Raw genomic sequence first — 22,048 nt, forward strand, 5'->3', positions numbered from 1 at the left:
GCACGCGCCCCCGGCCCGAGTCGGTACGGTGGACCCATGGCTGACCCGTCCACCTACCGCCCGGCGCCGGGTGCGATCCCCGCCTCGCCCGGTGTCTACAAGTTCCGCGACGCCCACGGGCGGGTCATCTACGTCGGCAAGGCCAAGAGCCTGCGGCCCCGGCTCTCCTCCTACTTCCAGGACCTCGCCGGGCTGCACCCGCGCACCGCCACCATGGTCACCACCGCCGCCTCGGTGGAGTGGACCGTCGTCGCCACCGAGGTCGAGGCGCTCCAGCTGGAGTACTCCTGGATCAAGGAGTTCGACCCCCGGTTCAACGTCAAGTACCGCGACGACAAGAGCTATCCGGAACTCGCCGTCACGCTCAACGAGGAGTACCCGCGGGTCCAGGTGATGCGCGGCGCGCACAAGAAGGGCGTGCGCTACTTCGGCCCCTACGGCCACGCCTGGGCGATCCGCGAGACCGTCGACCTGCTGCTGCGCGTCTTCCCCGTCCGCACCTGCTCCAACGGCGTCTTCAAGCGCGCCCGCCAGGTCGGCCGCCCCTGTCTGCTCGGCTACATCGGCAAGTGCGCCGCGCCCTGCGTCGGCCGGGTCTCGGCCGAGGAGCACCGCGCCCTCGCCGAGGACTTCTGCGACTTCATGGCCGGGCGCACCGGCAACTACCTGCGCCGGCTGGAGACCGACATGCAGGAGGCCGCCGCCGACCTGGAGTACGAGAAGGCGGCCCGGCTGCGCGACGACATCGGCGCGCTCAAGCGGGCCATGGAGAAGAACGCCATCGTCCTCGCCGACGCCACCGACGCCGACCTGCTCGCCGTCGCCGAGGACGAACTGGAGGCCGCCGTCCAGATCTTCCACGTCCGCGGCGGCCGGGTCCGCGGCCAGCGCGGCTGGGTCACCGACAAGGTCGAGGACGTCGACACCGCCGGCCTGGTCGAGCACGCCCTCCAGCAGCTCTACGGCGGCGGCAGCGAGTCCGTCCCCCGCGAGGTGCTCGTCCCCGCGCTGCCCGAGCCCGTCGAGCCGGTCCGCGACTGGCTGAGCGGCCTGCGCGGCGCCCAGGTCGACCTGCGCATCCCGCAGCGCGGCGACAAGAAGGACCTCATGGCCACCGTGCAGCGCAACGCCCAGCAGGCGCTCGCGCTGCACAAGACCAAGCGCGCCTCCGACCTCACCACCCGCAGCCGCGCCCTCCAGGAGATCGCCGAGGCGCTCGAACTCGACAGCGTCCCGCTGCGCATCGAGTGCTTCGACATCTCCCACCTCCAGGGCGAGGACGTGGTCGCCTCGATGGTCGTCTTCGAGGACGGCCTGGCCCGCAAGAGCGAGTACCGCCGCTTCCAGATCAAGGGCTTCGAGGGCCAGGACGACGTCCGCTCGATGCACGAGGTGATCAGCCGGCGCTTCCGCCGCTACCTCCAGGAGCGCGAGCAGACCGGCGAGTGGGCCGTGCCCGAGGAGCCGGAGGCGTCGGAGGACGGCCGGCACCCCGAGGACGGGCCGCGCACCGAGGACGGCCGCCCCAAGCGCTTCGCCTACCCGCCCCAACTGCTCGTCGTCGACGGTGGTCAGCCCCAGGTCGCCGCCGCCCGGCGGGCCCTGGACGAACTCGGCATCGACGACGTCGCCCTGTGCGGCCTGGCCAAGCGCCTGGAGGAGGTCTGGCTGCCCGGCGAGGACGACCCGGTCGTGCTCCCGCGCAGCAGCGAGGGCCTCTACCTGCTCCAGCGGGTCCGCGACGAGGCCCACCGCTTCGCGATCACCTACCAGCGCGGCAAGCGTTCCAAGCGACTCACCGCCGGAGAACTGGACTCCGTCCCCGGCCTCGGCGAGACTCGCCGTCAGGCGCTGCTCAAGCACTTCGGCTCGCTGAAGAAGCTCCGGGCGGCCACCGTCGACGAACTCTGCGCCGTCCCCGGCATCGGCCGCCGGACTGCGGAGACCGTTGCGGCGGCGTTGTCGTCCCGTACACCTGCCGCACCCGCCGTGAACACCGCCACGGGCGAGATCATCGAGGACGGCGCCGAAGAGCCGGCGCCCGCGGCGCCCGAGCCCGAGACCGCACCCATCCAGGAGACGCCATGACGGCCGACGCCGCCCGTCAGCCGGCGCGCCCCGGACCCACTCGTCCGAGTGAGCCGGGGAAGCACGCCCGCGCGACGAGCGTTTCCCACAGCAGAACCACCGAGAGCGGGGAACCGAAGTGACCGTGTCCGATTACGGGGGGACCGCCAGGCCGGAGGCCGGCGGCGAGAACACCCCGGAGCTGGTGATCATCTCCGGCATGTCCGGAGCGGGCCGCTCCACCGCCGCCAAGTGCCTGGAGGATCTGGGCTGGTTCGTGGTGGACAACCTGCCGCCGGCCCTCATCCCCACCATGGTCGACCTCGGCGCCCGCTCCCAGGGCAACGTCGCCCGGATCGGCGCCGTGGTGGACGTCCGCGGCCGGCAGTTCTTCGACGACCTGCTGACCTCGCTGGACGAGCTGGAGAAGCGCGGCGTGCGGCTGCGCGTCGTCTTCCTGGACTCCTCCGACGAGGCGCTGGTGCGCCGCTTCGAGAGCGTCCGCCGCCCGCACCCGCTGCAGGCCGACGGCCGGATCGTCGACGGCATCGCCCTGGAGCGCGACCTGCTGCGCGAGCTGCGCGGCGAGGCCGACCTGGTGATCGACACCTCCAACCTCAACGTCCACCAGCTGCGGGCCAAGCTCGACGCCCAGTTCGCCGACCACGACGAGCCCGAGCTGCGCGCCACCGTGATGTCCTTCGGCTTCAAGTACGGCCTGCCGGTCGACGCCGACCTCGTGGTGGACTGCCGCTTCCTGCCCAACCCGCACTGGGTGCCCGAACTGCGGGCCCGCACCGGCACCGACGCGGACGTCGCCGACTACGTCTTCCAGCAGCCCGGGGCCAACGAGTTCCTCAACGGCTACGCCGAGCTGCTGCGCATCATCACCGAGGGCTATCGTCGCGAAGGGAAGCGTTACATGACCCTTGCCGTAGGCTGCACCGGTGGCAAGCACCGCAGCGTCGCGATGTCCGAGCGCCTGACGAAGCGTCTCATCGCCGACGGTGTGGAAACGGTGCTCGTCCACCGTGACATGGGACGGGAGTAGCCGCCTCGCCCTGCCGGGCCGCCGGCGGAGGCCGGCGGCGGGCAACAGGAACGCGAGGTAGGTGTGACGGGATACGTGCCCGGGCGGCAGTTCCAGAACAGGACCGCCGACCGGAGTGGGGCCACGGCCCGGTCCATCGTGACCGGCCGGCCCCGCTCCGGGTCGGCCCGCACCGGCCCGTCCCGTCCACATCCGGCACCGCGGACCAGTCAGGCGGCCAGGACCAACCAGGCCCCGCGGATCACCGCGCTCGGCGGCGGCCAGGGCCTGTCCGCCTCGCTGTCCGCGCTGCGCCGGCTCACCACCGACCTCACCGCCGTGGTCACCGTCGCCGACGACGGCGGCTCCAGCGGCCGGCTGCGCGAGGAACTCGGGGTGCTGCCCCCCGGCGACCTGCGCAAGGCGCTCGCCGCGCTCTGCGGCGACGACGACTGGGGCCGCACCTGGTCCGAGGTGATCCAGCAGCGCTTCACCGGTACCGGCGAGCTGGGCGGCCACGCCGTCGGCAACCTGCTGATCGTGGCGCTCTGGGAGAAGCTCGGCGACCCGGTCGCCGCCCTGGACTGGGTCGGCCGGCTGCTCAACGTGCAGGGCCGGGTGCTGCCGATGTCGGCGGTGCCGCTGGACATCGAGGCGGTGGTCCGCGGCCACGACCCGGCCTTCCCGGCCGAGCTGGCCGCCGTCCGCGGCCAGGCCAATGTCGCGGTCACCCCCGGAACCGTGCAGTCCGTCCGGCTCCTGCCGGACGAGCCGCCCGCCGTGCCGGAGGCGGTCACCGCCGTCCGCGAGGCGGACTGGGTGGTGCTCGGCCCCGGCTCCTGGTTCACCAGCGTGCTGCCGCACCTGCTGGTGCCCGAGCTGGCCAAGGCGCTCGTGGAGACCCGCGCCCGCCGCCTGCTCACCCTGAACCTGGCCCCCCAGCCCGGCGAGACGGAGGGCTTCACCCCGCAGCGTCACCTGGAGGTCATCGCCGACCACGCTCCGTCCCTTGCGGTGGATGCGATCCTGGTGGATGAGCGCGCCGTCACCGGCGGCGCCTTCGGCCAGGCGGACCTGGCCGGACTGGAAAAGGCCGCCGAGCGGATGGGAGCAGCCCTGGTGCTCGGCCGGGTCGCCCGTACCGACGGCACGCCGCGACACGACCCGGAGCTCTTGGCAGCCGCGTACGACCGGATTTTCCGGACACATGGAAGGATCGGGCCATGGCGATGACTCCAGCGGTGAAGGACGAAATCAGCCGGCTCCCGGTCACCCGGGCCTGCTGCCGCAAGGCGGAGGTGTCGGCGATCCTGCGGTTCGCGGGCGGGCTGCACATCGTGAGCGGCCGGATCGTGATCGAGGCGGAGCTCGACACCGGAGCCGCCGCCCGGCGTCTGCGCAAGGACCTGCTGGAGATCTTCGGACACTCCTCGGACCTGGTCGTGATGGCCCCCGGCGGTCTGCGGCGCGGCAGCCGGTACGTGGTCCGGGTGGTCAAGGACGGCGAACTGCTCGCCCGCCAGACCGGCCTCGTGGACGGCCGCGGCCGCCCGATCCGCGGTCTGCCCCCGGCCGTGGTCTCCGGCGCCACCTGCGACGCCGAGGCGGCCTGGCGCGGGGCCTTCCTGGCGCACGGCTCGCTCACCGAGCCCGGCCGCTCGTCCTCGTTGGAGATCACCTGCCCCGGTTCGGAGGCCGCCCTCGCGCTGGTCGGCGCCGCCCGCCGGCTCGGCATCCCGGCCAAGGCCCGCGAGGTGCGCGGGGTCGATCGGGTGGTGATCCGCGACGGCGACGCGATCGGCGCGCTGCTCACCCGGCTCGGCGCGCACGAGTCGGTGCTGGCCTGGGAGGAGCGCCGGATGCGGCGCGAGGTGCGGGCCACCGCCAACCGGCTGGCCAACTTCGACGACGCCAACCTGCGCCGCTCGGCCCGGGCCGCGGTGGCGGCCGGCGCCCGGGTGCAGCGCGCGCTGGAGATCCTCGGCGACGAGGTGCCCGAGCACCTGGCCGCCGCCGGCCAGCTGCGGATGCAGCACAAGCAGGCCTCGCTGGAGGAGCTGGGCGCGCTCGCCGACCCGCCGCTGACCAAGGACGCGGTGGCCGGCCGGATCCGCCGACTGCTGGCGATGGCCGACAAGCGCGCCTCCGAGCTCGGCCTGCCGAGCACCGAGGCCAACCTCACCGACGAGATGGCCCTCAACTGACGCCGACCGTCAAGTCCGGCGCCGAACCCTCCGCCGGTGTCCGCTTCCGCGGGCACCGGCGGAGCCGTGTCCGGAGGGTGGGACGGGGCCCGTGCCGAGGGTCCCGGAGGGGGTCGGGACCAACTGCCCGGGAGGGCAAGGCCGGACGACCCGGATTGTTGTGAACACGCGCCACGCCAGGGGTTGCGCGGGCGCCTGATGTGCTCTACCCGGCCTCGGAGGGGTAGGGTCATAGGCGGTCGGGGACATCCCAAAATTCCACCCCGTCGGCATAGCGTCCGGCGTACCTAACGAGGAGATCGGTTCGTGACGATCCGGGTAGGCATCAACGGATTCGGCCGCATCGGCCGCAACTTCTTCCGTGCGGTTCAGGCCCAGGGCGCGGACATCGAGATCGTCGGTGTCAATGACCTGACCGACACCAAGACCCTGGCGCACCTGCTCAAGTACGACTCGATCCTGGGCACCTTCCCGGGCGAGGTGTCGCACACCGCGGACAGCATCACCGTCGACGGCAAGACCTTCAAGGTCGTCGCCGAGCGCGACCCGGCCAACCTCCCCTGGGGCGAGCTGGGTGCGGACGTCGTCATCGAGTCGACCGGCATCTTCACCAAGGCCGAGGCGGCGAAGAAGCACGTCGCGGCCGGCGCCAAGAAGGTCATCATCTCCGCGCCCGCCACCGACGAGGACATCACCATCGTCATGGGCGTGAACGACGACAAGTACGACGGTGACAAGCACACCGTCATCTCCAACGCCTCCTGCACCACCAACTGTGTGGCGCCGCTGGCCAAGGTGCTGAACGAGAGCTTCGGCATCGTCAAGGGCCTGATGACCACGGTCCACGCGTACACCAACGACCAGGTCACCCTGGACTTCCCGCACAAGGACCTGCGTCGCGCCCGCGCCGCCGCCCTGAACATCATCCCGACCTCGACCGGTGCCGCCAAGGCGACCGCGCTGGTCCTGCCGGAGCTCAAGGGCAAGCTGGACGGCACCTCGCTGCGCGTTCCGGTCCCGACCGGTTCGATCACCGACCTGGTCGTCACCCTGGAGCGCGACGTCACCGTCGCCGAGGTCAACGAGGCCTTCAAGAAGGCCTCGGAGACCACCCTCAAGGGCATCCTGCAGTACACCGAGGACCCGATCGTCTCCTCCGACATCGTGAACTCGCCGTTCTCCACGATCTTCGACTCGCTGCTGACGATGGCCCAGGGCAACCAGGTCAAGATCTTCGGCTGGTACGACAACGAGTGGGGCTACTCGAACCGCCTCGTCAACCTGACCACCCTCGTCGGTGCCGGGCTCTGACGTAGCGGGAGCTGACGTGAAGTAGGGGGGAGGGCCCGGAAGGCATGTGCGAAGCCGACCGGGCCCTCCGTCTGCGCACCCTCAACTCCCCATGGACGGCACAACGTTGTGTCGTCCCCTGCTCCACCATCTCGCCAGGAGACCGAAGACCGTGAAGACCATCGAAGATCTGGACGTCGCCGGTAGGCGCGTGTTCGTCCGCGCGGACCTCAACGTCCCGCTTTCCGACGGCACGATCACCGACGACGGCCGGATCCGTGCCGTCGCCCCGACCATCGCCAAGCTCGTCGAGCGCGGCGCGAAGGTCGTCGTCGCCTCCCACCTCGGCCGTCCCAAGGGCGCGCCGGACCCGCAGTTCTCCCTCGCGCCGGTGGCCGTCCGCCTCGGCGAGATCCTCGGCAGGCCGGTCGCCTTCGCGGCCGACACCGTGGGCGAGAGCGCGAAGGCCACCGTCGCCGCCCTGGCCGACGGCGAGGTCACGCTGCTGGAGAACCTGCGCTTCAACGCCGGTGAGACCAGCAAGGACGACGCCGAGCGCGGGGCTTTCGCCGAGCAGCTGGCCACCCTGGCCGACCTCTACGTGGGCGACGGCTTCGGCGCGGTGCACCGCAAGCACGCCTCGGTGTTCGACCTGCCGGCGCTGCTGCCGCACGCGGTCGGCGACCTGATCGCCACCGAGGTGGGCGTGCTCAAGCGCCTCACCGAGGATGTCGAGAGCCCGTACGTGGTGGTGCTCGGCGGCTCCAAGGTCTCCGACAAGGTCGGCGTGATCGAGAACCTGCTGAAGAAGGCCGACCGGATCCTGATCGGCGGCGGCATGGTGTTCACCTTCCTCAAGGCCCAGGGCCACGAGGTCGGCGTCTCGCTGCTGCAGGAGGACCAGATCCCGACCGTCCAGGGGTACCTGGCGGAGGCGAAGGAGCGGGGCGTCGAGTTCGTCCTGCCGACCGACGTCGTGGTCTCCACCGGGTTCCCGGACCTCAAGACCAAGGCCCCGGCCCCCCACTCGGTCGTCGCCGTGGACGCGATCCCGGCCGACCAGCTGGGCCTGGACATCGGCCCGGAGAGCCGCGAGCTGTTCGCGGAGAAGCTGGCCGACGCGAAGACGGTGTTCTGGAACGGCCCGATGGGCGTCTTCGAGCACCCGGACTTCGCCGCCGGCACCGCGGCCGTCGCGCAGGGCCTGCTCGACAGTGACGCGTTCTCCGTGGTCGGTGGCGGGGACTCCGCCGCGGCCGTCCGCATCCTGGGCTTCGACGAGACGAAGTTCGGGCACATCTCGACCGGCGGTGGCGCGAGCCTGGAGTACCTGGAGGGCAAGCAGCTCCCCGGTCTCACCGCCCTGGAAGGCTGAATCTCGCATGACTGAGCGTCTCCCGCTGATGGCGGGCAACTGGAAGATGAACCTCAACCACCTCGAGGCCATCCAGCACACCCAGAAGCTGGCCTTCGCGCTGGCCGACAAGGACTACGAGGCGGTCGAGGTGGCCGTGCTCGTGCCGTTCACCGACCTCCGTTCGGTGCAGACCCTGGTCGACGGCGACAAGCTGAAGATCAAGTACGGCTCGCAGGACGTCTCGCAGCACGACGGCGGTGCCTACACCGGCGAGGTCTCCGGCCCGATGCTGGCCAAGCTGAAGTGCACCTACGCGGTGATCGGCCACTCGGAGCGCCGCCAGTACCACGGCGAGAACGAGGAGATCGTCAACGCCAAGGTCAAGGCCGCCTACCGCAGCGGGATCACCCCGATCCTGTGCGTCGGCGAGCCGCTGGAGGTCCGCAAGGCCGGCACCCACGTCGAGCACACCCTGGCCCAGCTCGAGGGCGCCCTGCAGGACGTCCCGGCCGCGCAGGCCGAGTCCGTCGTGGTCGCCTACGAGCCGGTCTGGGCGATCGGCACCGGCGAGGTGGCGACCCCCGAGGACGCCCAGGAGGTCTGCGCCGCCATCCGCGCACGGCTCGCCGAGCTGTACGACGCCGAGCTGGCCGGCAAGGTCCGGGTGCTCTACGGCGGTTCGGTGAAGTCGTCGAGCGCGGCCGGCCTGATGGCCAAGCCGGACATCGACGGCGGCCTGATCGGCGGAGCGTCGCTGGACGCCGAGGAGTTCGTCAAGATCGTGCGGTACCGTGAGCAGGCAGTAGGCTAACGCCGCCGCAGCAACGTAGGCTTTGGGGCCGGACCACCCGTCGTGGTCCGGCCCCTTCGCCGAAGATACGAGAGAGTTGGTCCCGTCGTGGTTATCGGGTTCTCGATTGCCCTGATCGTCTTCAGCCTGCTGATGATCCTGCTGGTGCTGCTGCACAAGGGGAAGGGCGGCGGTCTGTCGGACATGTTCGGTGGCGGCGCGATGTCCACCGGCGGCGGCTCGGCGGTGGCCGAGCGCAACCTGGACCGCATCACGATCATCGTCGGCCTGGCCTGGTTCGCCACCCTCGTGGTGCTCGGTCTGGTCCTGAAGTACAAGGGCTGACATATCTCTGACGCCCCGTCGCCCCGCGGCCTATCCTGGAAAGGTCCGGGGCGGAGCCGGTGGGTGGCGCATGCTTAACTCCTGCTTACACTAGGACGACTTTCGCCCCCGACGCGCGTCACGCGCGTCGGCGCACCAGCACGCAGGGAGTCAGACCGTGGCAAGTGGCAACGCCATCCGTGGCAGCAGGGTCGGAGCCGGCCCGATGGGCGAGGCGGAGCGCGGCGAATCCGCCCCCCGCAACCGGATCTCCTTCTGGTGCGCGAACAAGCACGAGACCCGCCCGAGCTTCGCGGCCGAAGCGGTGATCCCGGAGACCTGGGACTGTCCGCGCTGCGGCTTTCCGGCCGGCCAGGACGAGCACAACCCGCCCGCGCCGTCCCGCAACGAGCCGTACAAGACGCACCTCGCCTACGTCCGCGAGCGGCGCACCGACGCCGACGGCGAGGCGATCCTCGCCGAGGCGCTGGCCAAGCTCCGCGGCGAGATCTGAGCACAGCGAACGTCGAAGGGCGCCACCCCCGGGGGGGTGGCGCCCTTCGACGTTCACCGGAGCCCTCAGGCCGAGGCCGGGGGGTACAGCTGGGGCGGCAGCTGGGAGGCCGCGGCCCGGTCCAGCAGCCACAGGGTGCGACCGGTGCCGTGCGCCCCGGAGGCGGGCGCCTGGAGCTCGCCGGGGCCGGACAGGGCCACCGCCACCGCACCGGCCTTGTCCTCGCCGGCCGCCAGCAGCCAGACCTCGCGGGCGGCGCGGATGGCCGGGAGGGTGAGCGAGATCCGGGTCGGCGGCGGCTTCGGCGCACCGCGCACGCCGATCACCGTCAACTCGGTCTCCCGCACGCCCGGGTGCTCCGGGAAGAGCGAGGCGACATGGGTGTCCGGGCCGACGCCGAGCAGCAGCACGTCGAAGGCCGGGACGCCGCCCCGGTCGCCCGGGCCGGCCGCCGCGGCCAGCTCCTGGGCGTAGCGGGCCGCCGCGGCGTCGACGTCCGAGCCGTCGGCGCCGTCCGCGGCGGGCATCTCGTGCACCCGCGCCGGGTCGAGCGGGACGGCGTCCAGCAGCTCGGCGCGGGCCTGCACGGCGTTGCGCTCCGGGTCGGCGGACGGCAGGAACCGCTCGTCGCCCCACCACAGGTCCAGCCGCGCCCAGTCGACCGCGTCGCGTGCCGGGGAGGCGGCGATCGCGGCCAGCAGGGCGTTCCCGTTGCGTCCGCCGGTGAGCACCACCGAGGCGGTGCCGCGGGCGGCCTGGGCGTCCACGATCCGGGTGATCAGCCGGGCCGCGGCCGCCTGGGCCATCAGCTCCTTGTCCCGGTGGACGACCAGCTGCGGGGTGGCCGCCGTCATGCGTCCGCCTTCTTGGTGGTGCGCTTGCCGGCGGCCTTCTTCGCGGTGGCGGGGGCCGCCTCCGCGGTCACCCGGGTCGGGTTGGCGACCTGCCCGCCCTCCGTGGCGGCCTGGTGGGTGGCGGCCTCCTCGGCGGCCTCGGCGGCCACCAGGCTCGCCACCGCCTGCTCGGCGTTGTCCGGCTCCTTGAGCCGGTCCACCGGCGTGCGCACGGCGGCCGCGTAGATGTCGTCCGGGTCGAGCCGGCGCAGCTCCTCGGCGATCAGCTCCGAGGTCTCGCGCCGCTTGAGCGCCACCTGGCGGTCCGGCGAGCCGGGCATGGAGAGCGTGCCCATCAGGCCGTCCGGGCGGTCCAGGGTGATGTCCCCGTCCTTGGTGCGCAGGTGCACCGCGGTGATGCCCGGGCCGTTGGTGACGACCCGCTCGACCGGTACGTGCAGCCGGGTGTGCAGCCACAGGCCGAGCAGTTCGACGCTGGGGTTGTACGACTCGCCCTCGACCACCGCGGCGGTGACCGTCGACGGCCGCTGGTCCAGCGCGGCGGCCAGCATGGAGCGCCAGCCGGTGATCCGGGTCCAGGCCAGGTCGGTGTCGCCCGGGGTGTAGCTCTCGGCCCGCTGGGCGAGCTGGCCGACCGGGGACTCGGCGGTGACCGCGTCGGTGATCCGGCGCTGGGCGAGCGCGCCCAGCGGGTCCTGCGCCGGGTGCCGCGGCGCGTTCTCCGGCCACCAGACCACCACCGGGGCGTCCGGCAGCAGCAGCGGCAGGACGACCGACTGGGCGTGCGCGGCGAGTTCGCCGTGCATGCGCAGGACGACCGTCTCCCCGGAGCCGGCGTCGGAGCCGACCAGGACCTCGGCGTCCAGCCGGGTCTCGGCGCGGGCCCGGGGCGAGCGCCCGGCGCGCTTGATGACCGCCAGGGTGCGCGAGGGGTGCTCGCGGGAGGCGTCGTTGGCCGCCTTGAGGGCGTCGTAGGCGCTGCCCTCGTCGGTCACGATCACCAGGGTGAGCACCATGCCGGCGGCGGTGGAGCCGCTGGCCCGGCGCGCCTCCATGAGCGCTGCGTTGATCTTGCCGGACGTGGTGTTCATCAGGTCGATCTTCATGGCCGGCGCCAGCTCCTGCCGTCTCGTGCGAGCATCTCGTCCGCCTCGGCCGGGCCCCAGGTGCCGGCCGCGTACTCGGCGGGCCTGCCGTGGGTGTCCCAGTACTTCTCGATCGGGTCGAGGATCTGCCAGGAGAGCTCGACCTCCTGGTGACGCGGGAAGAGGTTGGCGTCACCGAGCAGCACGTCGAGGATGAGCCGCTCGTACGCCTCCGGGGAGGACTCGGTGAAGGACTCGCCGTAGGCGAAGTCCATCGTGACGTCCCGGACCTCGAAGGAGGTGCCCGGCACCTTGGAACCGAACCGCACGGTGACGCCCTCGTCCGGCTGCACCCGGATGACCAGGGCGTTCTGCCCCAGCTCCTCGGTGGCGTAGGAGTCGAACGGCAGGTACGGGGCGCGCTGGAAGACCACCGCGATCTCGGTGACCCGGCGGCCCAGCCGCTTGCCGGTGCGCAGGTAGAACGGCACCCCCGCCCAGCGGCGGTTGTTGATCTCCAGCTTGATGGCCGCGTAGGTGTCGGTCTTGGACTCGGGGTCGATGCCGTCCTCGTCGAGGTAGCCGCCGACCTCCTCGCCGCCCTGCCAGCCGGCCGTGTACTGGCCGCGCACGGTGTGCCGGCCGAGGTCGGCCGGGAGCTTGACCGCGCTCAGCACCTTCAGCTTCTCGGCCACCAGCGCCTTCGGGTGGAAGGACGCCGGCTCCTCGATGGCGGTGAGCGCCATCAGCTGCAGCAGGTGGTTCTGGATGACGTCCCGGGCCGAGCCGATGCCGTCGTAGTAGCCGGCCCGGCCGCCGATGCCGATGTCCTCGGCCATGGTGATCTGCACGTGGTCGACGTAGGACCGGTTCCAGATCGGCTCGAACATCTGGTTGGCGAAGCGGAGCGCCAGGATGTTCTGGACAGTTTCCTTGCCCAGGTAGTGGTCGATCCGGAAGACCTCGTCCCGGGGGAAGACCTCGTGGACGATCCGGTTCAGCTCCTGGGCGGACTCCAGGTCGTGGCCGAACGGCTTCTCGATGACGGCGCGCCGCCAGGAGCCCTTCGGCGGGTCGGCCAGGCCGTGCTTCTTGAGCTGCTGGACGACGGTCGGGAAGAACTTCGGCGGGACGGACAGGTAGAAGGCGAAGTTGCCGCTGGTGCCCTGGGCCTTGTCCAGCTCCTCGATGGTCTCGCGGAGCTTGTCGAAGGCGGTGTCGTCGTCGAAGGTGCCGTGGACGAAGCGCATGCCCTTGGCGAGCTGCTGCCAGACCTCCTCGCGGAAGGGGGTGCGGGCGTGCTCCTTGACGGCGTCGTGCACCTCCTGGGCGAAGTCCTCGTCGTCCCACTCGCGGCGGGCGAAGCCCACGAGGGAGAAGCCCGGCGGCAGCAGGCCGCGGTTGGCCAGGTCGTAGATGGCCGGCATGAGCTTCTTGCGGGACAGGTCACCGGTGACCCCGAAGATGACCAGGCCGGACGGCCCCGCGATGCGCGGGAGCCGCCGGTCGGAGGGGTCGCGAAGCGGGTTGACGGGTGCCGGCGGGAGATCGTCCGCGTCCGACAGCGGTGTCAACTCGGGGAAATCAGTGCTCACTTGATGGGCTCCGCTTTCGTGCGCTGTGAGCAGGGGGTCACTTCTCGTCGGCGAACGAGGCCAGCGAGGCGGTGACGGTGTCGAGCAGTTCCTTCCAGGACTGCTCGAACTTCTCCACGCCCTCGTCCTCCAGCACCTGGACCACGTCGTCGTAGTCCACGCCCGCGGCGGCGATGGCGTCCATCACGGCCTTGGCGTCGGCGTAGTTGGGCACGATGGTGCCGCCGGTGACCACACCGTGGTCGTCGGTGGCGTCCAGGGTGGCCTCGGGCATGGTGTTGACGGTGCCGGGGGCGACCAGCTCGGTGACGTACAGGGTGTCCGGCAGGGCCGGGTCCTTGACGCCGGTGGAGGCCCAGAGCGGGCGCTGCGGCTTGGCGCCGGCGGCCTCCAGGGCCTTCCAGCGGGCGCTGCCGGCGGTCTTGCCGTCGACGGTGCCGAAGACCTCCTCGTACGCCTGGTAGGCGAGGCGGGCGTTGGCCAGGGCGGCCTTGGAGCGGAGGTCCTTGGCCTCGCCGCCGATCTTGTCCAGGCGCTTGTCGATCTCGGTGTCGACGCGGGAGACGAAGAAGGAGGCGACCGACTCGATCTGGGAGAGGTCCAGGCCCTTGGCCTTGGCGGCCTCCAGGCCGGTCAGGTAGGCGTCGATGACGGCCTTGTAGCGGTCCAGCGAGAAGATCAGCGTGACGTTGACGCTGATGCCCTTGCCGATGACCTCGCCGATCGCGGGCAGGCCGGCCTTGGTGGCGGGGATCTTGATGAAGACGTTCGGGCGGTCGACCAGCCACCACAGCTGCTTGGCCTCGGCCACGGTGGCGGCGGTCTCGTGGGCCAGCCGCGGGTCGACCTCGATGGAGACCCGGCCGTCGCGGCCGTTGGAGGCGTCGTAGACCGGGCGCAGCACGTCGGCGGCGTCGCGCACGTCCGAGGTGGTGATCATGCGGACGGCCTCGTCGGTGGTGACCTTGCGGACGGCGAGGTCGCGCAGCTGGCCGTCGTAGGAGCTGTCGCCGCCGCCGATGGCCTTCTGGAAGATGGTCGGGTTGGTGGTCACGCCCACCACGTGCTTGTGCTGCACCAGCTCGGCGAGGTTGCCGGTGTTCAGCCGCTTGCGGCTGAGGTCGTCCAGCCAGATCGCCACGCCTTCGTCGCTGAGGCGCTTCAGTGCGTCAGTCATGGTGCTTCCGTCCCTTTACTTCTTCTGCTGTGGGGTGGTGTGGGGGCGGGCCGGTGCGCCGATGTGCGGTCGGCGCCCCGGCCCGGTGCCGCTAGCGGTTGACGGCTTCGAGCGAGCGCAGCGCGTTGTGGGCCTCGGCGACCACGCGCTCGGCGGTGATGCCGAACTCCTCGAAGAGCACCTGGTAGTCGGCGGAGGCGCCGAAGTGCTCCAGCGAGACGATCCGGCCGTGGTCGCCGACCAGCTCGCGCCAGCCCTGGGCGATGCCGGCCTCGACCGAGACGCGGGCCTTGACCGACGGCGGCAGCACGCTGTCGCGGTAGGCCTGGTCCTGCTCCTGGAACCACTCGAAGGACGGCAGCGACACGACGCGGGTGGCGATGCCCTCCGCCTCCAGGACCTCGCGGGCCTTGACGGCCAGCTGCACCTCGGAGCCGGTGCCGAGCAGGATCACCTGCGGGGTGCCGGTGGAGGCCTCGGCCAGGATGTAGCCGCCCTTCGCGGTGTCCTCGGCGTTGCCGTAGGACGAGGAGGTGCGGTCGAAGGTCGGGACGTTCTGGCGGGTGAGCGCCAGGCCGACCGGGCCGGGGTTGGTGGTCTGGCGCTCGATGACGGTGCGCCAGGCGACGGCGGTCTCGTTGGCGTCGGCCGGGCGGACCACGGTCAGGCCCGGGATGGCGCGCAGCGAGGCCAGGTGCTCGACCGGCTGGTGGGTCGGGCCGTCCTCGCCGAGGCCGATGGAGTCGTGCGTCCACACGTAGGTGACCGGCAGCTTCATCAGGGCGGCCAGGCGGACGGCCGGGCGCATGTAGTCGGCGAAGACCAGGAAGGTGCCGCCGTAGACGCGGGTCTTCCCGTGCAGCGCGATGCCGTTCATGGTGGAGCCCATGGCGTGCTCGCGGATGCCGAAGTGGATGGTGCGGCCGTAGGGGCCGGCCGACTTCAGCGGGTTGCCGTCGGGGAGGAAGGAGCTGTCCTCGTCGATGGTGGTGAGGTTGGACTCGGCGAGGTCGGCCGAGCCGCCCCAAAGCTCCGGGATCACCGCGCCGAGGGCCTTGAGGGTCTCGCCGCTGGCCTTGCGGGTGGCGACGGCCTTGCCGGCCTCGAAGACCGGAACGGCCTTCTTCCAGCCGTCGGGCAGCTCGCCGGCCTCGATCCGGTCGAACTCGGCGGCGCGCTGCGGGTTGGCGGCGCGCCAGGCGTCGAAGGTCTGCTGCCACTCGGCACGGGTGGCCTTGCCGCGCTGGACGACCAGCCGGGCGTGCTCGATGACCTGGTCGCTGACCTCGAAGGTCTTCTCCGGGTCGAAGCCCAGGACCTTCTTGGTGGCGGCGATCTCGGCGGCGCCGAGCGCGGAGCCGTGGGCCTTGGCGGTGTTCTGGGCGTCCGGGGCCGGCCAGGCGATGATCGTGCGCATCGCGATCATCGACGGGCGGGAGGTCTCGGCCTTCGCGGCGGCCAGCGCCTCGGCCAGCGCGGCGACGTCGATGTCGCCGTTGGCCTTCGGGGTGACGCGCTGGACGTGCCAGCCGTACGCCTCGTAGCGCTTGAGGACGTCCTCGGAGAAGGCGGTCTCGGTGTCGCCCTCGATCGAGATGTGGTTGTCGTCGTACAGGGCGACCAGGTTGCCGAGCTTCTGGTGGCCGGCCAGCGAGGAGGCCTCGGCGGAGATGCCCTCCTCCAGGTCGCCGTCGGAGACGATGGCCCAGATGGTGTGGTCGAACGGCGACTCGCCGGCCGGGGCGTCCGGGTCGAACAGGCCGCGCTCGAAGCGGGCGGCCATGGCCATGCCGACGGCGTTGCCGATGCCCTGGCCGAGCGGGCCGGTGGTGGTCTCGACGCCGGCGGTGTGGCCGTGCTCGGGGTGGCCCGGGGTGCGGCTGCCGGCCACCCGGAAGGCCTTGAGGTCGTCGAGCTCCAGGCCGTAGCCGGAGAAGTAGAGCTGGGTGTAGAGCGTCAGGCTGGTGTGACCGGGGGAGAGGACGAACCGGTCACGGCCGACCCAGGACGGGTCGGTGGGGTCGTGGCGCAGGAAGCGCTGGAAGATCAGGTAGGCGGCGGGGGCCAGCGACATGGCCGTCCCGGGGTGTCCGTTGCCGACCTTCTGAACCGCGTCCATCGCCAGGACACGGGCCGTGTCGACGGTCCGCTCGTCGAGGTCCGACCACTCGAATGCATTCGGCGTCGTGCTCACCCTGTCTCAGGGCTCCTTCCATTGTGAAGAGTGACCCCGTGAGGGACCGGGTCGGCCACGTCGCTGGGGCCGGACGCTGGGTGGTGCCGGTCACGGAGGGTAGATCCCGCTTCTGTGGGCGAGCCTACCGTCCGGGCCGGGGCTCACCCTCCGTGGTGGGACAACTCAGGCATGTTGGCCGTCATTCCCCGGACTGTCCGTGGACGACCGTGCGCCGGCACGGCCCGCCCCTTTGTCCACCCTCGCCCGGATCCGTCCGGTTCGCCTCTCCGGGGTGCGGGACGGGGGACGAGGGCCCCCGCGGGGGCCGCCGCGGCAACGTTCCAGGTCGGGGCGGTGGGGGTTCACCCGGGGGTGTGCGTTCCGCCTCGCCGGGGCACCCCGGGGCCGGTGGGGAGATATGGAGCGTCTAAGGTGGCGTGGTACGCGCAGAGCGGACGATTCGGGAGACAACGTTCCGGTGGCCGCCTGTGAGGATTCATCTTCAGTTGGGGTGTTAGTGACCGCCGTCGAATCCCGTCCCGCCGGGGTCACCGGGGCGAGGCCTGCGCACCGGCCGTTCGGGGCCCGTGTCGGCGCCTTCGTCGCACTGACCAAGCCGCGGATCATCGAGCTGCTGCTGATCACCACGGTTCCGGTGATGTTCCTGGCGGAGCGCGGTGTGCCGGACCTGCTGCTGGTGCTGAAGGTGGTCCTCGGCGGATACCTCTCGGCGGGCGGCGCCAACGCCCTCAACATGTACATCGACCGCGACATCGACGCGGTGATGTCCCGCACCGAGCGCCGGCCGATCGTCACCGGCATGGTCTCGCCGCGCGAGGCGCTGGTGTTCGGCATCGCGCTCGGCGTCCTGTCGACGGTCTGGCTGGGTGTCCTGGTCAACTGGCTGTCCTCGGCGCTGGCGCTGGGCGCACTGCTCTTCTACGTGTTCGTCTACACGCTGGGGCTCAAGCGGCGCACCGCGCAGAACATCGTCTGGGGCGGCATCGCCGGCTGCATGCCGGTCTTCGTCGGCTGGGCGGCTGTCACCAACTCGGTCTCCTGGTCGGCGCTGGTGCTCTTCCTGGTGATCTTCTTCTGGACGCCGCCGCACTACTGGCCGCTGTCGATGAAGGTCCGCGAGGACTACGCCCGGGCCGGGGTGCCGATGCTGCCGGTGATCAAGGGCAACCTGGCGGTCGCCAAGCAGATCGTCGCCTACTCCTGGGTGATGGTGGCGGTCTCCCTGCTGCTGTGGCCGCTGGCCGACACCAGCTGGCTCTACCCGGTGGCGGCGGTGCTGCTCGGCGCGGCCTGGCTCAAGGAGGCGCACGCGCTGTACGGGCGGGCCAAGGCCGGTGTGGTGGGCGCCAAGCTCAAGGAGATGCGGCTGTTCCACTGGTCGATCACCTACCTGACGCTGCTGTTCGTGGTGATCGCGGTGGATCCGTTCGTGAAGTGATGCGCTGACTGCCGAGAAGGCCCCGGTCGATCCGACCGGGGCCTTCTTCTTTCTCCGTGCTTCCGCGCTCTGCCGTTCCGCTACCGGGAGGGGAGCCCGGAGGGGCCGACGTGGCCGTCCAGCCAGTCCTTGAGCGGCTGCGAGGCGTGCAGGAAGCCGGTGATCCGCCGGTACGCGTCCCGGGTGCCCAGCCAGGCCTCCGGGGCCCACTCCTGCCAGGCGATCAGCCCCTTGTGGCGCAGCAGCGCGATCCGCGGGTGGTCCTTGGGGTAGCCGCGCGGGGCGGACTTCAGGGAGTCCCGGCCGACCACCTCGGGGCCCGCCGCGCGGACCCGCTCGACCACCCGCTCCAGCTCCGCGCCCGAGACGTCCTCGGCGACCGCGGCCCGGTAGCGGTCCAGCTGGTCGGCGGCGAGCTGGTACAGCCCGTTGCCGCAGGCCAGGCCGTCGGCGGAGAGCTGGACGTAACCGCCGGCCCGCAGATGGGCGCCGATGTGGGTCTTGTACGGGGACTTGTCGGCGCTGAACCGGACGTCGCGGTTGGGGCGGAAGATCTTGCCCGGCCCGAACTCGGGTTCCAGCTCGGCCAGCAGCCGCTCCATGGGCTCCCGTACGGCGTGCTCGTACTGGCCCTTGTGGGACTGCCAGAAGGTCTTGGAGTTGTCGGCCTCAAGGTGCTCGTAGAAGTCGAGCGCCTCGGCCGGCCAGCCGTCGAAGGTCACCCCTCCAGTATGTGGCCCGGTGCACACGGCGCTCCCGTCGCCAGCGTCGCTACCGCTCGGTAGCATGCGGGCATGAGCAGCGCAGAGACCGCCACCCCCGCCGCGCCGGACGCCCGCGCCGAGCGCCGCGCCAAGCGCATCGCCAAGAACCTGACCGCCTTCGCCGCGCAGCACGGCGGCAGCGCGGACGGCGTCGTCGAGTACGTCGGCGCGGTCGCCACCCGGATCGTGGTGGTCGGCGCCGACGGCGCGTGGGGCGACCAGGTCGCGCCCAGCTACGCGGTGGGCCGCCGCGCCGCCGAACTGGCCGGCGTCACCCTGCACGACTCCTTCGAGGGCGAGCTGGCCCTGAAGGTGCGGACCGGCGCCTACGAGTGGAAGCGGATGGCCGGCCTCCAGCTCGGCGGCTGACCCCTTCCGGCAGGGCGCACGTACGCCGAAGGGCCCCGGTCTCGTCGACCGGGGCCCTTCGTTCGCGTCCGGGGACCGTCAGGCGGCCACGGGCTCGGCGGCGCGGGAGGCCGGGGCGCCGGCCGCGACGGGGGCGTCGTCGCGGGCGCGCAGGGCGAGGGGGATGCGCAGGGCGGCGATCCACAGGACGGCGGCGCCCAGCATGTGGAGGCCGACCAGGATCTCGGGGACGTCCGTGAAGTACTGGACGAAGCCGATCACGGCCTGGAGCAGCAGGCCGATCAGCAGCTCGCGGGCCCGGGCCTTGGCGGCCGGCGGGGCCTTGACCGCCGCGAACACGAAGATCACCGCGATCGACAGGCCGATCGAGAGGAAGGCCAGGTCGGCGTGGGCCTGCGCGAGGCGGTCGTAGTCCACCGGGATGCGCGGGACCATCTTGTTGTCCTGGGGCGTGCCGGGGTGGTGGCCCGCGCCGGTGACCAGGGTGCCGGCGGCCACCAGCAGGCCGATCACACCGACCAGGACGTAGCTGAGCCGCCTGATCGGCTCGGCCACCAGCGGGCGGGCCGGACCGTCGCCCTCCTTGCTGCGCTCCCACATCAGCGTCGCGACCCAGACCAGGCCCATCGCGGCGATCAGGTGCAGTGCCACGGTGTAGGGGTTGAGGCCGGTCAGCACGGTGATGCCGCCGAGCACGGCGTTGCTCATCACCAGCCAGAACTGCGCCCAGCCGAGCTTGGTCAGACTGTGCCGCCAGGGGCGGTGGCAGCGCGCGGCGAGGATCGCCCAGCCGATGGCGGCGCTCAGGACGTAGGTGAGCATCCGGTTGGTGAACTCGATGACGCCGTGGAAGCCCATCTCGGCGGTCGGGGTGAGGCTCTCGTCGGTGCAGCGGGGCCAGGTGGTGCAGCCGAGGCCGGAGGCGGTGAGCCGGACGGCGCCGCCGGTCACGACGATCACCACGCTCATCACCAGCGCGGCGAACGCGGCGCGCTTGACCATGGCGGCGGAGGGCTGCCAGCGCTCGGCGAGCAGGGAGAAGGGGGTGGTCTTAGGCACGGCGTCCATGGTATGCGGCCTTACGGCCGATCTTGGGGCGGGGCGGCCGGGGCCGCGGCGGCCGAACGGCGGAGTCTTCCCGTGTCGACATAGCGGCAAACCCGCCAATCGTAAAGGGGTGGCAAAAAGGACTCTTCGGGCAAGCCGGTCATTGGTCTTGACCAATCACCCATTTGGCCGAAAGAGTGCGGCTTGGTCCATACCTTTTTCAGGTGGACCCCTCCCACCCCCCGCACGTAAGCGGAGAACCTGCACATGCGCATATCCGTACCCGCCGCAGCGCTCGCGCTCGGTGGATCTCTCGTCCTGGCCGGGCTGGTAGCCCCGGCCGCTCAGGCCGCCGACCCGAACCAGTGCCTGACCCTCGGGGTCGCCAACCTCTACGGCGAGTTCGTCGAGACCGACGACACCCACACGCCGGACGCCGAGGGTGCGGTGGCGGTCGGCGGCAACGCCGACTTCACCGGTGGCTTCTCGGTCGGGCAGGAGCTGACCGCCGACCAGGTCAAGGCGCTGCCGGGCGGCAACGCCCTGGTCGTCGCCGGCAAGCTGACCGGTGGCAACACCCAGGTCATGAAGGGTAACGGCATCTACGGCTCGGCCGCAGCCGGCGCCGTGATCCAGGCCCATCAGGGCAACACCGGGCAGGGCGCCTCGCCGATCGACTTCGGCGCCGAGTTCGCCCGGGCGCGCGCCGTCGCCACCACGCTGGCGGGGCTGCCGCAGACCGCCGGTGCCACCGTCGAGGCGAAGGGCAAGGAGCTCTACCTCACCAGCGGCGACGCCAAGTTCAACAGCTTCACGGTCCCCGCGGCCACCCTGCAGGGCGCCACCGACATCTTCGTGAAGGTGCCGGCCGGCGCGGTCACCGTGGTCACCGTGACCGGTGCCTCGTACGACCAGGCCGCCGCGAAGACCACCGGCTTCCACCTGTGGGACGAGGGCAAGAAGGCCTACGTCCTGGACGACAAGGTGCAGAGCGCGCACGGCGGTGCCATCCGCTCCAAGCTGCTCTGGAACTTCCCGACCGCCACCAAGGTGGTCAAGAGCAGCTCGGCCGCCTGGTCCGGCACCGTGCTGGCGCCGAACGCCGCGTTCGACCTCGGCTCGGCCGCCCCGGTGAACGGCTCGGTCATCGTCAAGTCGCTGAGCGGCAAGGGCGGTGCGGAGACGCACCACTACCCGTTCACCGGCTGCCTGCCGAACGTCGTGCCGCCCACCACGCCGCCGACCGCCCCGGCCACCACGCCGCCGGTGGTGGTGCCGACCGGTACGCCGTCCGCCACCACCACGCCGTCGACGCCGGCCACGCCCGGCACCACCGGGACGCCGAGCACCCCGCCGACCACCCCCGGCACCACCGGTACGCCCGCTCCGTCCGTGACGCCGGGCGGCTCGGGCAGCCCGTCCGCGTCGGGTACGGCCGCGCCGTCCGCGAGCGCCTCGGCGAGCCCGTCGGCCTCCGCCTCCGGCTCGGCGATCCTGCCGGCCTCGGCCGCGAGCCCGTCGGCCCAGGCCAACGCCGGGGGCGACCTCGCCCACACCGGCTCCGGCCCGGTCGTGCCGCTGGCGATCGGCGGCGCGGTGGTGATCGCCGCCGGTGGCGCGCTCGTCCTGGTCGCGCGTCGGCGCAAGGCGGCCGCCCAGGCCTGAGCCCGCCACGGGATCGTTCCGGCTCCGGCCGGAACTATCCGGCCTGGCCGCCACTGATCCGGATTGCCCGATCAGGCACCCCCGGTGATCGCAAACGATCACCGGGGGTCGTGCTTTTCGGCCACTCTGGCAGAGTTCACTTCACGTTGGGCGAAGGGGCGTCGTCCGAGGCAGCGGGTGTGATGGGCTGCCGATGCACAGGCCGGTGCGGACGCCTAGAGGAAATCCGGCCGCGCAGCGGGGTGTGGAGGGGTGCGGGGGTGCCGGTAGAGTCCCCCGGA

The 22,048-nt window shown here is 71.7% G+C and carries 19 protein-coding genes; 12 read left to right on the forward strand and 7 right to left on the reverse strand.

From position 1 onward, the window contains the following. The first annotated feature begins 36 nt into the window (after positions 1 to 36). The 9 genes from uvrC (at position 37) to ACFU9E_RS13905 (ending at position 9,576) form a co-directional block, all read left to right on the forward strand. Complete coding sequence (gene uvrC, locus ACFU9E_RS13865) at positions 37 to 2,088, forward strand: excinuclease ABC subunit UvrC (RefSeq protein ID WP_380685356.1); 2,052 nt, start codon at positions 37 to 39, stop codon at positions 2,086 to 2,088. Between the two features lie 199 nt (positions 2,089 to 2,287). Next, positions 2,288 to 3,118 (forward strand): RNase adapter RapZ, encoded by an 831-nt coding sequence (gene rapZ / locus ACFU9E_RS13870; protein ID WP_355369228.1) that lies wholly within the window; start codon positions 2,288 to 2,290, stop codon positions 3,116 to 3,118. A gap of 138 nt (positions 3,119 to 3,256) precedes the next feature. Continuing rightward, complete coding sequence (gene yvcK / locus ACFU9E_RS13875; protein ID WP_380685358.1) at positions 3,257 to 4,330, forward strand: uridine diphosphate-N-acetylglucosamine-binding protein YvcK; 1,074 nt, start codon at positions 3,257 to 3,259, stop codon at positions 4,328 to 4,330. Beyond that, entirely contained in the window at positions 4,321 to 5,301 is a 981-nt protein-coding gene (gene whiA, locus ACFU9E_RS13880) for a DNA-binding protein WhiA (protein ID WP_209411690.1), read from the forward strand. The genes yvcK and whiA overlap by 10 nt, the downstream gene beginning before the upstream one ends. Positions 5,302 to 5,607: 306 nt before the next feature. After that, entirely contained in the window at positions 5,608 to 6,612 is a 1,005-nt protein-coding gene (gene gap / locus ACFU9E_RS13885) for a type I glyceraldehyde-3-phosphate dehydrogenase (RefSeq protein ID WP_355369138.1), read from the forward strand. A 151-nt stretch (positions 6,613 to 6,763) separates the two neighbouring features. Next, positions 6,764 to 7,966, forward strand: a complete 1,203-nt coding sequence (locus ACFU9E_RS13890; protein ID WP_380685360.1) for a phosphoglycerate kinase — start codon at positions 6,764 to 6,766, stop codon at positions 7,964 to 7,966. A 7-nt stretch (positions 7,967 to 7,973) separates the two neighbouring features. Continuing rightward, a complete protein-coding gene (gene tpiA, locus ACFU9E_RS13895) occupies positions 7,974 to 8,759 on the forward strand; it encodes a triose-phosphate isomerase (protein ID WP_380685362.1) in 786 nt (261 codons plus the stop codon). 87 nt (positions 8,760 to 8,846) lie between these two features. Further along, positions 8,847 to 9,083, forward strand: coding sequence for a preprotein translocase subunit SecG (gene secG, locus ACFU9E_RS13900; protein WP_380685364.1), 237 nt, complete (start codon positions 8,847 to 8,849; stop codon positions 9,081 to 9,083). 205 nt (positions 9,084 to 9,288) lie between these two features. Continuing rightward, positions 9,289 to 9,576, forward strand: coding sequence for an RNA polymerase-binding protein RbpA (locus ACFU9E_RS13905; protein WP_243436955.1), 288 nt, complete (start codon positions 9,289 to 9,291; stop codon positions 9,574 to 9,576). Between the two features lie 65 nt (positions 9,577 to 9,641). On the opposite strand, the gene pgl is transcribed toward ACFU9E_RS13905, so the two are convergent. The 5 genes from pgl to tkt form a co-directional block, all read right to left on the reverse strand. Beyond that, a complete protein-coding gene (gene pgl, locus ACFU9E_RS13910; protein WP_380688771.1) occupies positions 9,642 to 10,430 on the reverse strand; it encodes a 6-phosphogluconolactonase in 789 nt (262 codons plus the stop codon). After that, on the reverse strand, positions 10,427 to 11,536 hold the full coding sequence (opcA, locus tag ACFU9E_RS13915) for a glucose-6-phosphate dehydrogenase assembly protein OpcA (protein ID WP_380688773.1): 1,110 nt from the start codon (positions 11,534 to 11,536) through the stop codon (positions 10,427 to 10,429). Before opcA ends, pgl begins: the two co-directional genes overlap by 4 nt. Next, the gene (zwf, locus tag ACFU9E_RS13920) at positions 11,533 to 13,080 is read right to left on the reverse strand and encodes a glucose-6-phosphate dehydrogenase (protein WP_380688777.1); all 1,548 of its coding nucleotides are present in this window, start codon (positions 13,078 to 13,080) and stop codon (positions 11,533 to 11,535) included. The genes opcA and zwf overlap by 4 nt, the downstream gene beginning before the upstream one ends. A gap of 67 nt (positions 13,081 to 13,147) precedes the next feature. Further along, positions 13,148 to 14,287 carry a transaldolase gene (gene tal / locus ACFU9E_RS13925; RefSeq protein ID WP_380688775.1) on the reverse strand — a complete coding sequence of 380 codons (1,140 nt, stop codon included), beginning with the start codon at positions 14,285 to 14,287 and terminating at the stop codon, positions 13,148 to 13,150. Between the two features lie 91 nt (positions 14,288 to 14,378). After that, positions 14,379 to 16,481 carry a transketolase gene (tkt, locus tag ACFU9E_RS13930; RefSeq protein ID WP_380688737.1) on the reverse strand — a complete coding sequence of 701 codons (2,103 nt, stop codon included), beginning with the start codon at positions 16,479 to 16,481 and terminating at the stop codon, positions 14,379 to 14,381. A 499-nt stretch (positions 16,482 to 16,980) separates the two neighbouring features. On the opposite strand from tkt, the gene ACFU9E_RS13935 reads away from it, so the two are divergent. Next, a complete protein-coding gene (locus tag ACFU9E_RS13935; protein ID WP_380688739.1) occupies positions 16,981 to 17,922 on the forward strand; it encodes a heme o synthase in 942 nt (313 codons plus the stop codon). An 80-nt stretch (positions 17,923 to 18,002) separates the two neighbouring features. On the opposite strand, the gene ACFU9E_RS13940 is transcribed toward ACFU9E_RS13935, so the two are convergent. Then, the gene (locus ACFU9E_RS13940) at positions 18,003 to 18,644 is read right to left on the reverse strand and encodes a DUF2461 domain-containing protein (protein ID WP_380688741.1); all 642 of its coding nucleotides are present in this window, start codon (positions 18,642 to 18,644) and stop codon (positions 18,003 to 18,005) included. A 72-nt stretch (positions 18,645 to 18,716) separates the two neighbouring features. Between ACFU9E_RS13940 and ACFU9E_RS13945 the strand changes: the two genes are divergently transcribed. Continuing rightward, positions 18,717 to 19,055 (forward strand): hypothetical protein, encoded by a 339-nt coding sequence (locus ACFU9E_RS13945; protein WP_355369120.1) that lies wholly within the window; start codon positions 18,717 to 18,719, stop codon positions 19,053 to 19,055. Between the two features lie 78 nt (positions 19,056 to 19,133). On the opposite strand, the gene ACFU9E_RS13950 is transcribed toward ACFU9E_RS13945, so the two are convergent. After that, positions 19,134 to 20,123: a heme A synthase gene (locus tag ACFU9E_RS13950; protein WP_380689426.1), complete on the reverse strand. Its 990-nt coding sequence runs from the start codon at positions 20,121 to 20,123 to the stop codon at positions 19,134 to 19,136. A gap of 246 nt (positions 20,124 to 20,369) precedes the next feature. On the opposite strand from ACFU9E_RS13950, the gene ACFU9E_RS13955 reads away from it, so the two are divergent. Further along, the gene (locus ACFU9E_RS13955; RefSeq protein WP_380689423.1) at positions 20,370 to 21,767 is read left to right on the forward strand and encodes a choice-of-anchor A family protein; all 1,398 of its coding nucleotides are present in this window, start codon (positions 20,370 to 20,372) and stop codon (positions 21,765 to 21,767) included. The last annotated feature ends 281 nt before the right edge of the window (positions 21,768 to 22,048 follow it).

The organism is Kitasatospora sp. NPDC057595 (genome assembly GCF_042800875.1).
GTDB lineage: Bacteria > Actinomycetota > Actinomycetes > Streptomycetales > Streptomycetaceae > Kitasatospora.

Excerpts from the sequence above, each read along its gene's own strand:
- ACFU9E_RS13955 (WP_380689423.1), top strand. The coding sequence starts at position 20,370 with ATGCGCATATCCGTACCCGCCGCAGCGCTCGCGCTCGGTGGATCTCTC.
- opcA (WP_380688773.1), bottom strand. The coding sequence starts at position 11,536 with ATGAAGATCGACCTGATGAACACCACGTCCGGCAAGATCAACGCAGCG.
- tal (WP_380688775.1), bottom strand. The coding sequence starts at position 14,287 with ATGACTGACGCACTGAAGCGCCTCAGCGACGAAGGCGTGGCGATCTGG.
- pgl (WP_380688771.1), bottom strand. The coding sequence starts at position 10,430 with ATGACGGCGGCCACCCCGCAGCTGGTCGTCCACCGGGACAAGGAGCTG.
- uvrC (WP_380685356.1), top strand. The coding sequence starts at position 37 with ATGGCTGACCCGTCCACCTACCGCCCGGCGCCGGGTGCGATCCCCGCC.
- rapZ (WP_355369228.1), top strand. The coding sequence starts at position 2,288 with ATGTCCGGAGCGGGCCGCTCCACCGCCGCCAAGTGCCTGGAGGATCTG.
- tpiA (WP_380685362.1), top strand. The coding sequence starts at position 7,974 with ATGACTGAGCGTCTCCCGCTGATGGCGGGCAACTGGAAGATGAACCTC.
- ACFU9E_RS13945 (WP_355369120.1), top strand. The coding sequence starts at position 18,717 with ATGAGCAGCGCAGAGACCGCCACCCCCGCCGCGCCGGACGCCCGCGCC.
- ACFU9E_RS13905 (WP_243436955.1), top strand. The coding sequence starts at position 9,289 with ATGGGCGAGGCGGAGCGCGGCGAATCCGCCCCCCGCAACCGGATCTCC.
- ACFU9E_RS13950 (WP_380689426.1), bottom strand. The coding sequence starts at position 20,123 with ATGGACGCCGTGCCTAAGACCACCCCCTTCTCCCTGCTCGCCGAGCGC.
- whiA (WP_209411690.1), top strand. The coding sequence starts at position 4,321 with ATGGCGATGACTCCAGCGGTGAAGGACGAAATCAGCCGGCTCCCGGTC.